Source organism: Psychromonas sp. Urea-02u-13 (genome assembly GCF_002835995.1).
In the GTDB taxonomy this organism is placed as follows: Bacteria; Pseudomonadota; Gammaproteobacteria; order Enterobacterales; family Psychromonadaceae; genus Psychromonas.
The window spans coordinates 18,423-30,680 of sequence record NZ_PJBZ01000051.1 but is presented as its reverse complement, the minus strand read 5'-3'; the positions used below and the strand labels follow the sequence as shown (position 1 = coordinate 30,680).

Here is a 12,258-nt window from a genome sequence, read left to right as displayed (position 1 = left end):
GTGGATGGATTAATTAAACTTTGGGGCGATACGGGTATTGCTCACTTTGAGTTTCCTGATCTTGTGATGATCGCTGTAGGCTGTTTGTTATTGTTCTTAGCGATCTCTAAGAAATTTGAACCTTTATTATTATTACCTATTGGTTTTGGTGCTATTTTAGCAAACATTCCTAATGCTGGCTTTAATGATGAAGGTGGCATACTTTATTACATCTATCATATCGGTATTGAAACGGGTATTTTCCCGCTCATTATCTTTATGGGAGTGGGCGCGTTAACAGACTTCGGAGCATTAATTGCAAACCCTAAAACATTGTTTTTAGGTGCGGCTGCTCAGTTTGGTATTTTTGCGACACTGTTTGGTGCGATACTGCTTAACTATGTACCGGGTATGGAATTCAGCATGGCAGATGCTGCTGCGATTGCAATCATCGGTGGTGCAGATGGCCCTACAGCTATCTTCTTAGCTTCCAAGCTGGCGCCTGAGTTGCTCGGTGCGATTGCTGTTGCTGCATACTCATACATGGCATTAGTGCCGTTGATTCAACCGCCGATTATGCGTGCGTTAACAACGCAAGCTGAGCGTGAAATCAAAATGAAACAGTTACGTCCTGTTAGTAAGAAAGAAAAAATTATCTTTCCTCTAGCGGTATTAATGATGACGATTCTGTTTTTACCGGCAGCAACACCTTTAGTAGGTATGTTCTGTTTAGGTAACTTGATGCGTGAGTCTGGTGTTGTTGATCGTTTAAGCTCTACGGCTCAAAACGAATTGATTAACATTGTTACTATTTTCTTAGGCTTAGGTGTTGGTTCAAAACTATCAGCTGAATCATTTTTGAATATAGAAACATTAGGTATTTTAGGTTTAGGTGCAGTGGCATTCTCAATCGGTACTGCATCGGGCGTTATCATGGCTAAGCTCATGAATAGATTCTCTAAAGACCCTATTAACCCATTAATTGGTGCGGCCGGTGTTTCTGCTGTTCCTATGGCTGCACGTGTTGCGAATAAGGTTGGCTTAGAAGCGAACCCTCATAACTTCTTATTAATGCATGCAATGGGACCAAACGTTGCAGGTGTATTAGGTAGTGCGGTTGCTGCAGGTGTGTTACTCGCGTTAGTTGGCTAGTAACTACTTAGGTCGTCGCCATTTAAGCCTACTTATGAAGTACATCCGTGTACTTCATCGCTACGCGACTAGCTAAAGCTATTCAAATATGTTCCATACATATTTAGTCATCGTTAAAAAAGCTCATTTAGATAACTAAACTGCGCTTTTTTGCCTTGAATTAGACATAAATGGCTTAGCCCAAAGCATTTACTGTTTATCAAAATTGCGTAGTAGAAGGCCACTTATTTAAGTGGCCTTTTTTATTGGAGTTGTTTTTGTCTTCTGAATTGATTACGTTGTTTTTTAGTGGGTTTATTTCATCAACTTTGTTACCTGGCGGTTCTGAGTTATTACTGATTTATTACCTTAATAATAACCCTGAAAATGTTTGCTCTTATTTTATTGCGGTTACGGCGGGTAATAGTCTTGGCGCAATGTTTACTTATTTAATGGGTTATTACTTTTATTGGGGAAGAGATAAAGCACAAGAAAAACATCAAAAAGCGATATGTTTTTTAAAGAAGTATGGCGTGTTTTCTCTCTTATTAAGTTGGTTGCCCATCGTTGGAGATCTACTTCCTTTAGTTGCTGGTTGGTTAAAATTATCGATTACAAAGTCCATAATATTTATCACTACAGGTAAAGCATTACGTTATTTATTAATCATTATCTCAACGCTCTATTTTATCTAAGAAACTTGTCAACTAAGCCTTTTTTAAGGTACTCTGCTAGCTCTTTTTTTACTTTGAAGGGGTTGCCCTTGTCTTTCAATTTTCAGCAACGTTTAAATATAATTGCGCAGCATTCAAATGCATTAGTTGGTTTTGGCCGTGGTGTTGAACGTGAAGCATTACGTGTGCAACCCGATGGTAAGCTTTCGGAAGGAGGGCATCCCTATGCCTTTGGTAGTGCGCTTACCCATAGCTCGATTACGACAGACTATGCAGAAAGTTTGCTTGAATTTATTACCCCTGTCGCTAAAGATGTAAACCAGCTTTTTGATTACCTCAATGATATTCATCACTATGCAGCAAAAAACCTAGAAAACGATGAGACATTGTGGCCAATTAGCATGCCCTGTTATGTTCAAGGCGAAGATAAAATTGAACTTGCACAGTATGGAACCTCTAATACTGGCAAGATGAAAACAGCCTATCGACAGGGATTGAAAAATCGCTACGGTAGCATGATGCAAATTATTTCTGGTGTGCATTACAACTTCTCATTACCTGCTTCTTTCTGGGAAACATGGTCTGAAATACATCAATCGAAATTAACCGGTAGTGATGCACAATCCGCTGGTTATTTAGGTTTAGTGCGTAATTACTTCCGTTATGGTTGGGTTATTCCTTATTTATTTGGTGCTTCGCCTGCATTGTGTAAGTCATTTTTACAGGGTAAAGAAACCAATTTAAACTTTAAAAAAGTAGGCAACGGAACGATTTATCTTCCCTACGCAACGTCTTTACGTTTAAGTGATTTAGGTTATACCAACAGCTCTCAATCATCTTTGAATATCTGTTACAACAGCGTTGATAATTACATTGGCTCTGTGCGTAAAGCATTAAATAAAAAAGCCCCTGAGTTTGCTGATCTTGGTATTAAAGAGTCGGGAAATTACATCCAGCTTAATGATAATATTCTGCAAATTGAAAATGAGCTGTACGCTTCTATTCGACCTAAACGTGTGCAACAGGCGAATGAAACACCATCACAAGCGTTAAATGCACGTGGCATTGAATATATTGAGATCCGCTCATTAGATGTTAATCCTTTCTGTAAATTAGGGATCACACAAGAGCAAGTTAACTTTTTAGATCTATTTTTAACTTGGTGTGCCATCAAACCTTCTGCCGAAATCTCTGCATTGCAATCAAAGTATTTTGCGGCCAATCTAAATGCCATTGTTACTGAAGGCAGAAATCCTGCGTTACAGCTTGAGATTGACGGAAAAAATAAGTCTGTCGCGCAATGGGGCGAATGGCTGACTGATGAACTTAAAGAATTAGCAGTAGTATTAGATGACTGCGGTAAAGAAGAGCGTTATAAAGAAGCTATTGCACATATTGCACCACGCTTTAGCGCGCCTGAATTAACCAGCTCAGCACGAATTCTGGAGCAAATTATTGAACAGAACTCTGATAATGGTCCATTGGCGCTTAATCTCTCTAAACAATACAAGCAAGAATTGATTGATCAACCTTATCAAATTTGGTCTGACCAATATTTTGAAACACAGAAAGTTGAATCGCTTAAAAAGCAGCAAGAAATAGAAGAATCAGATGATGTTAACTTTGATACTTTCTTAGAAAGTTATTTCATCCATTCAGAAAAAGCATAAAAAAAAGCCTCTCGAATGAGAGGCTTTAAAATAAGGAATATTATGTTTTCGGGTGGTTAATCCGTTTGTTGCTACGTTGGTGGTTAATCAACGTTTTTTAAAGCTATGTTTATATAAAGATTGTTCTGCTTATAATGATTAGTCTATTGCTTTGGAATTAAGTTCAATGAAAATGAAAAATAAGTTAATAATTATTCTAGGGCTATTAACTTTAGCTGGATGTGCAACACCACCACCGCAGAATCCCGATAATATTTGTGAAATATTCTTTGAAAATCGCGACTGGTATAGCGCATCAAAAAACATGAAAGACACTTGGGGAACGCCGATTCATGTTCCTTTAGCGATGATGTATCAGGAGAGTAGCTTTAAGCATAATGCAGCTCCTCCAATGCAATACTTTTGGTTTATCCCTATTGGTCGTGCAAGTGATGCGTATGGTTACGCACAAGCGAAAACGATGACTTGGGATGATTACCAGAGAGAAACAGAGAATAGCTGGGCGGATCGTGATGACTTTGCTGATGCTATCGATTTTATGGGGTGGTTTACCAATAAAACGCAAAAGATAAACGGTATTTCTAAGTGGGATGCTTATGCACAGTATCTTAACTATCACGAAGGTTGGGGTGGTTATAAAAATAAGAGTTACAATAAAAAACCTTGGTTAATTAAAGTATCACGTAAGGTCGATAAGCGCTCTAAAGAGTATGCTGCTCAACTACGTGGTTGCCAAGAAAACTTAGATTCAAGTTGGTTGTGGAGATTGTTCTTTACCTAATGAAGGTAAAGCTGTCAGTCTTGAGCTACACCTTGTTTTCCGTCATCTGCGCGGGAATAGAGTGCACATTCACCTTGATTGATGTGTATGTTGCGTTATTTACAGACAGCTGACAGCAGAAAGCTGACAGCTAGTTTTATCTCGTTTCCATGTTTTATGTGGGAATGTATACAATTAAGATAATAGGAAAAGAAAATGCCATTATTAGATAGTTTTACAGTTGATCATACGATTATGAATGCACCTGCTGTGCGTATTGCTAAAAAAATGCAAACACCAGGTAAAGATACGATCACAGTATTTGATTTGCGTTTTACAGCACCAAACAAAGATATCTTATCAGAAAAGGGTATTCATACACTTGAGCATCTTTATGCTGGTTTTATGCGTAACCACCTAAATGCTGATAACGTTGAGATTATTGATATCTCACCAATGGGTTGTCGTACAGGTTTTTACATGAGCCTGATTGGCGCACCAACAGAAGCACAAGTGGGCAATGCTTGGCTTGCTTCAATGCAAGATGTATTAGAAGTAAAAGCACAGAGCGAAATTCCAGAATTAAATGAATTTCAATGTGGCACTTATTTAATGCATTCTTTAGATGAAGCAAAAGCAATTGCACAAGCAATTATTGATGCAGGTATTGGCGTGAATAAAAATGATGATATTTCGCTGAGTGATGAGCAGTTGAATAATCTATAAAAAGTAGTTCGTCATCAGTTGTTAGTTTTTAGCTAATAACTGATGACGGGTTGTTGACTGCTACTCTGCTTCTTCGCAATACAAATGAGGAATGACTTTAACTAATTTTACCATATTGTTTTCAACTTCTAATATTTCCATTGGATAACCACAGATACGTAAACTGATTTGGCCCGTTGGAATCTCTTCTAAATGTTCTAATATCAAGCCGTTTAAAGTACGTGGACCATCGGTTGGTAATTTCCAGTCCATCTCTTTATTAATATCACGAATACCTAAGCTTCCTTCAATAATATAAGAATCATCATGTTGTTTATGAATTTCTTGAGAGCTGGTTGGTTCTCGTGTGGTTGTAAAGTCACCGACAATTTCTTCTAAAATATCTGCCAGTGTTACTAAGCCTTGAATATCACCATATTCATCAACGACTAAGCCAATACGCTCTTTATTATGTTGAAACTTAATAAGCTGGGTATTAAGTGCCGTGCCTTCAGGGATAAAATAGAGCTCACGTACACTGCGTAATAGAGTTGTTTTAGTGAAATCTTCTTTTAGTAAAATAAGCAGTGAATCGCGTGCATGTACAAACCCTATCGCATCATCAATCGTATCTCGATATAACAGCGTCATTGTATGGGTACGATGTCTGAGCTGTTTTAAAATAGTGTCCCAATCTTGGTTGATATCGATGGCAGCAATTTCATTACGTGGAATCATAATTTCATCCACGGTCACTTTTTCAAGCTCTAAAATACTCAATAACATCTGTTGGTGATGCGCGGGAATCATAGAACCTGCTTCGTGTACCACGGATCGTAATTCGTCGCTTGAAAGCGCGTTATCACTTTGGTGGTTAACATTGATGCCAAAAATCCTTAATAGACCGTTAGAGATACCATTAATCATCCATACCAGTGGGCTAAGTAGTTTTTGTAAAGGCTGTAAAATATACGAGCTTGGGAAAGCAATTTTTTCTGGGTAGAGTACTGCTAATGTTTTTGGCGTCACTTCTGCAAAAATAAGAATCACCAGTGTTAAAACACCTGTTGCAATCGCAATGCCGGCATCACCAAAGAGGCGTTGACCTAATATAGTCGCTAATGCAGAGGCTAAAATATTAACCAAGTTGTTACCAATTAAAATTAGACCGATTAATTTATCTGGTTTATTTAATAACCCTTCCACACGAATTGCACTCTTATTCTTATCTTTTGCCATGTGACGTAATCGGTAGCGATTAACGGTCATCATGCTTGTTTCTGAGCTGGAAAAATAAGCAGAAACAATAATCAATATGATAAGTGTTATCAATAAGGCGCTCGTGGGTATGTCGTTCAAAGTAGTCTCTTTTGTTAGTAAGTGTGAGTTACCCGATATTAGCGAAGAAAAACACATAAAACAAAGCTGATTAGACTTTAAATTATAAAGATGTCGAGGACATTACAGTGATATTAAGCTACTTTTAGAGTTAATCTTCTAATTATCTCTATTTTAAAAGGATCCCTCATGACTTTGAAGTTAAAATTTACCATTGCGTCAATCTTAATCTTTGGTGCAATGTTACTGCTTGCTGGTAGTGGTTTAATGTCACTAAAAGCAGCAAGCGAAGCTGATAATGAAGCACGTGTTTATCAGCTTTTTAAAAGCTCATATAACACGGTTATCCAGTTAGAAAATATGGCTGAAACTGGAAAGCTATCTGTTATTGAAGCGAAGAAAGTTGCGACACAAATCCTTAAAGAAAATAAGTACAAAGACAACGAGTATGTGTATGTTGCAAATGAAGAAATGGAATTTATTGCTGCACCTCATGACCAACAGTTACATGGGACAAGCTTTCATGACTTCAAAGATGCAACGGGGGGTAGTGTTGCAGATATTTTGTTAGCCGCTGTTAATAAAGAATCTGGTATTGCTAAATATCTATGGAATTCGGAAAGAGACGGCAAAGTAGTACAGATTACCTCTATCGCTCAAGAATCTCCTAAGTGGCGGTGGGTAGTAGGTACGGGGATTAGTGATGCTGAAACCGATGCCCGCTTTTGGTCAACAGCTAAATGGATGGTTATCGAAACATTAGCTTTAGCAATAATAGTCTCAGTTTTATTATTCCTTTTTGTACGTGATCTATTACGCACTTTAGGTGGTGAACCATCGGAAGTATTATCTGTAGTACAAAAAGTTGCTCAAGGTGACTTAGCGTTTAAAGTTAATGATGACAATATTCCTGCTGATAGCATTTACGGCTCTACCTTGCAAATGAAATCATCACTGCACCATATGTTACTTTCGGTTAACCAATTAGTGGAAGGCTTCCGTAGCGAATTAAATGAGGCTGATCGACGTACTCAAAATATGGATGAAGTTTCACAATCACAAAACAGTGAAACAGATATGGTTGCGACTGCGATGGTAGAAATGACAAGTTCATCGCAGACAGTCTCAGAGCATGCGCAAAATACAGCACATGCAACACAGCAAGCAGATAAAGAGGGTGAACAAGCACGTTCATTAACTGAAGCTTCTTCTGCATCGTTAATGACATTAGTAACACGCGTAAGTGAAGCGGGCGAAGTGATTGAAGAGCTGGGTGGAGATGTAGACAATATCGTATCGGTATTGGATGTAATTCGTGGTATTGCTGAGCAAACTAACCTATTAGCCTTAAATGCGGCCATAGAAGCGGCACGTGCTGGTGAACAAGGTCGTGGTTTTGCCGTGGTAGCCGATGAAGTGCGTAGTTTAGCGGGTCGTACACAAGACAGTACTAAAGAGATTCAAGGTATGATTGAGCGTCTGCAGAGTGCTTCACAGCGTGCTGTATCATCAATTAATATGAGTATAGAAAACAGTCAAACAACGGTTGAAAAATCAGAAGAGAGCGCCGAGGCATTAGGGCGTATTGCAGAGTCATTATCTACTATCACAGAAATGAGTCATCATATTGCAGAGGCGGCAGGTGAGCAATCTCGTGTTGGTGATGATATCTCAATGCGTATTAGCACGATTTCTGATAACGCGCGTAACGGTAGTGAAATTGCATCAGGCGCCAAAGATTCTACGGCGAAGATGCGTGCCGCTGCCGCTAACCTGGAAGAGGAGCTTGCTTCGTTCCGCTTATAAGTAGTATTCGTATAAGGTAACTGCACAGTAACGGATAAAAAGCCCTGACTATTTTTTATAGTCAGGGCTTTTTATTGAGATAATGAAAGTCATTAAATGCCTAAAGAATTTATTGTTATAGGTTCATAGCTAGTTGAAATTGGCTCACCGTAGGCTATCAAACGTCGATAAGAGCTATTTTACAGTGTGCAGGGAGATAAATGCTAAGCTTGCTGAATACTGTTTTTTAGCTAAGCGTATGATATTTTTTATAAACAGCACTTACAAAAAGGCCCTGATTATTTTCATAATCAGGGCCTTTTAATTTTATGTGATTAAGCGAGTTTAGAAGTGTGCTTCTACGCCGGCAAATAATCCTTTGTTTTCTTGTGATTGGTCATTGATTACCATTTCTTGGTAACGGTAACCTGCACGAACAGCAAAGTTCATCAGGTTTGAATCAGGGTTGAACGTGTACGCTAAACCAATCTCAGCATCTGTTGCTTCATCATCAGTGACACTTCCTGCAATGACTTCTGCAAAGACGTTCATGCTAACACCTGGAATAAAGACTTTAGCTGCACCGTAAGCTTGACCGATATCTGCAGTTTGATTAGCAAGATCTTCAACGCGTGTATAAGCTAAACCAAAATCAACTTCGAATAGGCCATTATCAAATACTTGGTAATAAAGGATACCGTTTAACGCTGAGCTAGAAGGTTCTGTTTTATTTCCGTTAAGATCTGATGACTCAGCGCTAAGATCAGAATACTTTATTTTTGCGCTAGGAATTAGTGGGATAAAATGCTCAATAGCAACGTAACCAGAAAGATTGTTCGTATCTTCAAAGCCACTTTCACTATTGTTGTAGCTTGTTGTTGTAGTGCGGTAATCAACACCTGCATATATACCTAAAAAATCAGCCATTACTGGTAGGCTCATAGACGTTGCAATAGCAGCTGCAAAAATTTGTTTTTTCATTATTAATTCCAAGTATTAGTGGTTATGTTTTATTTTCGTTTGCATAGTAATTTTTTTTACAGGGGCGTCAACTATAATTTCATCGCCATTATCAAAATAAAGCTTTAATTTTATGGTTGTTCCTTCTGCCAAGGGTGCTTTTAAGTCAAAGAACATGACATGGAAGCTACCAGGGCGAAGTTCTGTATACGCATTTGCATTGATAGCGATATCATCAACTTGACGCATTTTCATCATACCGTCGCTCATGGTATGACTGTGTAATTCTACACGCTCTGCGATATCACTGCTTGCAGCCACCAATTTAAGTGATTTATCACTGTTGTTATTGATGTGCATAAAAGCCGCTGTGTTTTGAGTATGCGGTGGTGTTGCTCGTATATAAGCATCTTCGACGCTAAATGTTGTTGCGTTAGCTAAGCAGCTTAATAATAGTGTAGTTGTTAAGAATAACGAGTTAATTAATTTCATGAGTTTTTATCGTCTTTTTTGAAAAAGTAATAATAAAGGCCAATCGCAAGTAATATCCAAATACCAAATTTAAAAATAAATGAGATGGTACTCAGTAGAACAAAGCTTAATAATAAGATAAATGCTATCACGCTTAAACTAATCACTGATATACCAAACATAAACAGTACAAATGCAGACAATAAAAGAGCTGCTAATTCAAACATAATCATTCCTTAAAAATAAAGTGCCATCTTAGAAGGCTCAACTGTGCTTTTTACTTTTAATGATTACCAGTGATTTACGATGATCATTTTCCGTTTAGTATAAAGTTCAGTGTGTTTTAGAGTGTTTAAAAAAAATGCAAAGCCAGAAATCTGCGCTTTGCATTTAAAGTGTATCACTAATGAAGATTTAACCGCGCAGTGCTTTTTCACCACGAGCAATACCACAAACACCAGAACGTACCACTTCAACAATTTCACTTGTTTCGCCAATGGTTGCAATAAAGGCATCCAATTTAGAGCAAGCTCCAGTTAGTTGAATTGTGTAAAGGCTCGGAGTGATATCAACAATTTGACCACGGTAGATATCTGCCGTGCGCTTGATCTCTTCACGAACTTCACTATTGAGTGTACGTACTTTAAGTAACATTAACTCACGTTCAACATGTGAACCCTCAGTTAATTCAGAAACACGTAATACATCAACAAGCTTGTGTAACTGCTTCATCATTTGCTCAAGCGTTGCAGAGCAATCAACTTCAGTTGTAATAGTCATGCGTGATAGTGTTAAATCATTGGTTGGAGACACGGTTAGTGACTCAATGTTATAACTACGTTGTGCAAACAAACCAACAACACGCGCAAGTGCACCGGGTTCATTTTCTAATAATACTGAAATAATACTACGCATCAGTTCTCTCCGTTGGGCTTAAGTACATATCTTCCATGCTACCGAATTTAACTTGCATCGGGAAAACTTGCTCTTCTGGGTCAATGGCAACATCAACGAATACAACACGATCTTTTAATTCAAAAGCGCGTACTAGTGCAGGTTCAAGTTGATCAATAGTGTCTACCTTAATACCAATATGGTTATAGGCTTCTGATAATTTAACAAAATCAGGCACACTATCCATATAAGAGTGAGATTGACGACCGCCGTAAAACATTTTCTGCCACTGTTTTACCATGCCTAAAGAACGGTTGTTCAGTAATAAAATAACTACTGGAATGTTGTATTGCATACAGGTAGATAGCTCTTGAATATTCATTTGAATAGAACCATCACCGGTTACACAGACAACAGGGCGATCTGGAAATGCAATTTTACAGCCCATCGCTGCTGGTAAACCAAAGCCCATCGTACCTGCGCCACCTGAGTTAATCCATTGGCGAGGTTCTTTAAATGGGTAGTATTGCGCAGCAACCATTTGATGCTGACCCACATCAGAAGTAACTATCGCGTCACCCTTAGTGACTTTATATAAGCATTGAATGACTTGTTGTGGTTTTATGTGTGTCTCTGATGTTTTGTAAGCAAGGCAATCTTTCGCACGCCATTCATTAATCTGATCCCACCAAGCATTGATACTTTCAGCATCATTCGTTGCTTTAGTTTCTTCAAGTAGGTCTAACATCTGCTGCAATACAATTTCAATCGAACCTACGATAGGTAAATCAGCATGAATGTTTTTAGAGATAGACGTTGGATCGATATCTATCTGCATAATTTTTGCATTTGGACAGAATTTATCAACATTATTGGTTACGCGGTCGTCAAAGCGTGCGCCTGCGGAAAATATAAGGTCTGCATTGTGCATTGAACGGTTAGCTTCATAAGTCCCGTGCATACCTAGCATACCAATAAATTGTTTATGCTCTCCTGGGAAAGCACCCAGACCCATTAGGGTATTCGTTACTGGTAAGTTTAACTTTTCCGCTAATTCTAAAACTTGCTTTGAAGCATTGGCAATAATAGAACCACCACCTACATATAAGACCGGCTTTTTAGCGCTTAATAACGCGGCTACTGCACGCTTTATTTGCCCTCTGTGGCCACTCAATGTTGGGCTGTATGAACGTAAACTAACTGATTTAGGGTATTCATACGGGAATTTGTTCAGTGGGTTTTGCACATCTTTTGGAAGATCAATGACAACTGGGCCAGGTCGGCCTGTCGATGCAATGTAGAATGCTTTTTTGATAGCAATTGGAATTTCTTCCGCTGTGCGACATGAAAAACTATGTTTTACGACTGGGCGAGAAACACCAATCATATCAGTTTCTTGGAAGGCATCATCGCCGATCCAATGCGTTGGAACCTGTCCAGATAAAACCACTAATGGAATCGAATCCATATAGGCAGTTGCGATACCTGTAATACAGTTTGTTGCTCCTGGTCCAGCGGTCACTAATACAACACCGACTTTACCCGTTGCACGAGAATAAGCATCTGCCATATGGACTGCTGCTTGTTCATGGCGTACTAAATAGTGTTCAATTTTATCCGATTGAAAGATCGCATCGTAGATATCTAAAACAGAACCACCGGGGTAACCGAAAATATGTTCAATGCCCTCGTCTTGTAGAGAGCGGACAACCATCTCGGCGCCAGATAACATTTCCATAATAATTCCTTTATTACAATTGGTTAATTGCGTTGCTTTCCACCTGTATCGGGTCGAAGCAAACCTTGTTTATTGCTCACCAGCTATCAATAGTGATGGATCAATAAGTGGACGTTAACTGTACGGTAATAAAAAATAATTGCACCTATTTAA

At 38.6% G+C, this 12,258-nt stretch carries 12 protein-coding genes; 6 read left to right on the top strand and 6 right to left on the bottom strand.

Translation table 11 applies throughout. The annotated features are described in order from the left end of the window. The 5 genes from CXF74_RS08060 (at position 1) to luxS (ending at position 4,940) form a co-directional block, all read left to right on the top strand. Positions 1 to 1,131: a sodium ion-translocating decarboxylase subunit beta gene (locus tag CXF74_RS08060; protein WP_101081905.1), complete on the top strand. Its 1,131-nt coding sequence runs from the start codon at positions 1 to 3 to the stop codon at positions 1,129 to 1,131. 257 nt (positions 1,132 to 1,388) lie between these two features. Beyond that, a complete protein-coding gene (locus tag CXF74_RS08055; protein ID WP_101081904.1) occupies positions 1,389 to 1,805 on the top strand; it encodes a YqaA family protein in 417 nt (138 codons plus the stop codon). Positions 1,806 to 1,873: 68 nt separating this feature from the next. Beyond that, the gene (gene gshA, locus CXF74_RS08050) at positions 1,874 to 3,454 is read left to right on the top strand and encodes a glutamate--cysteine ligase (protein WP_101081903.1); all 1,581 of its coding nucleotides are present in this window, start codon (positions 1,874 to 1,876) and stop codon (positions 3,452 to 3,454) included. 166 nt (positions 3,455 to 3,620) lie between these two features. Then, the gene (locus tag CXF74_RS08045) at positions 3,621 to 4,235 is read left to right on the top strand and encodes a transglycosylase SLT domain-containing protein (RefSeq protein WP_101081902.1); all 615 of its coding nucleotides are present in this window, start codon (positions 3,621 to 3,623) and stop codon (positions 4,233 to 4,235) included. Positions 4,236 to 4,430: 195 nt separating this feature from the next. Next, on the top strand, positions 4,431 to 4,940 hold the full coding sequence (gene luxS, locus CXF74_RS08040; RefSeq protein WP_101081901.1) for an S-ribosylhomocysteine lyase: 510 nt from the start codon (positions 4,431 to 4,433) through the stop codon (positions 4,938 to 4,940). Positions 4,941 to 5,000: 60 nt separating this feature from the next. On the opposite strand, the gene CXF74_RS08035 is transcribed toward luxS, so the two are convergent. Continuing rightward, positions 5,001 to 6,278 (bottom strand): HlyC/CorC family transporter, encoded by a 1,278-nt coding sequence (locus CXF74_RS08035; protein ID WP_101081900.1) that lies wholly within the window; start codon positions 6,276 to 6,278, stop codon positions 5,001 to 5,003. A gap of 168 nt (positions 6,279 to 6,446) precedes the next feature. Between CXF74_RS08035 and CXF74_RS08030 the strand changes: the two genes are divergently transcribed. After that, positions 6,447 to 8,063 (top strand): methyl-accepting chemotaxis protein, encoded by a 1,617-nt coding sequence (locus CXF74_RS08030; RefSeq protein ID WP_101081899.1) that lies wholly within the window; start codon positions 6,447 to 6,449, stop codon positions 8,061 to 8,063. Between the two features lie 324 nt (positions 8,064 to 8,387). Here CXF74_RS08030 and CXF74_RS08025 read toward each other — a convergent pair whose 3' ends face one another. The 5 genes from CXF74_RS08025 to CXF74_RS08005 form a co-directional block, all read right to left on the bottom strand. Continuing rightward, positions 8,388 to 9,023 (bottom strand): TIGR04219 family outer membrane beta-barrel protein, encoded by a 636-nt coding sequence (locus CXF74_RS08025; RefSeq protein ID WP_101081898.1) that lies wholly within the window; start codon positions 9,021 to 9,023, stop codon positions 8,388 to 8,390. A gap of 15 nt (positions 9,024 to 9,038) precedes the next feature. Beyond that, positions 9,039 to 9,494, bottom strand: a complete 456-nt coding sequence (locus CXF74_RS08020) for a copper chaperone PCu(A)C (RefSeq protein ID WP_101081897.1) — start codon at positions 9,492 to 9,494, stop codon at positions 9,039 to 9,041. Then, positions 9,491 to 9,700 (bottom strand): hypothetical protein, encoded by a 210-nt coding sequence (locus CXF74_RS08015; protein ID WP_101081896.1) that lies wholly within the window; start codon positions 9,698 to 9,700, stop codon positions 9,491 to 9,493. The genes CXF74_RS08020 and CXF74_RS08015 overlap by 4 nt, the downstream gene beginning before the upstream one ends. Positions 9,701 to 9,887: 187 nt before the next feature. Then, positions 9,888 to 10,388, bottom strand: coding sequence for an acetolactate synthase small subunit (gene ilvN / locus CXF74_RS08010; protein ID WP_101081895.1), 501 nt, complete (start codon positions 10,386 to 10,388; stop codon positions 9,888 to 9,890). Further along, positions 10,381 to 12,105 (bottom strand): acetolactate synthase 3 large subunit, encoded by a 1,725-nt coding sequence (locus CXF74_RS08005; RefSeq protein ID WP_101081894.1) that lies wholly within the window; start codon positions 12,103 to 12,105, stop codon positions 10,381 to 10,383. The genes ilvN and CXF74_RS08005 overlap by 8 nt, the downstream gene beginning before the upstream one ends. Positions 12,106 to 12,258 lie beyond the last annotated feature (153 nt).

Bases quoted from the DNA above. Each gene is read 5' to 3' on its own strand.
- CXF74_RS08045 (WP_101081902.1), top strand. From the start codon at position 3,621: ATGAAAATGAAAAATAAGTTAATAATTATTCTAGGGCTATTAACTTTA.
- luxS (WP_101081901.1), top strand. From the start codon at position 4,431: ATGCCATTATTAGATAGTTTTACAGTTGATCATACGATTATGAATGCA.
- CXF74_RS08030 (WP_101081899.1), top strand. From the start codon at position 6,447: ATGACTTTGAAGTTAAAATTTACCATTGCGTCAATCTTAATCTTTGGT.
- CXF74_RS08025 (WP_101081898.1), bottom strand. From the start codon at position 9,023: ATGAAAAAACAAATTTTTGCAGCTGCTATTGCAACGTCTATGAGCCTA.
- CXF74_RS08020 (WP_101081897.1), bottom strand. From the start codon at position 9,494: ATGAAATTAATTAACTCGTTATTCTTAACAACTACACTATTATTAAGC.
- CXF74_RS08015 (WP_101081896.1), bottom strand. From the start codon at position 9,700: ATGTTTGAATTAGCAGCTCTTTTATTGTCTGCATTTGTACTGTTTATG.
- ilvN (WP_101081895.1), bottom strand. From the start codon at position 10,388: ATGCGTAGTATTATTTCAGTATTATTAGAAAATGAACCCGGTGCACTT.
- CXF74_RS08005 (WP_101081894.1), bottom strand. From the start codon at position 12,105: ATGGAAATGTTATCTGGCGCCGAGATGGTTGTCCGCTCTCTACAAGAC.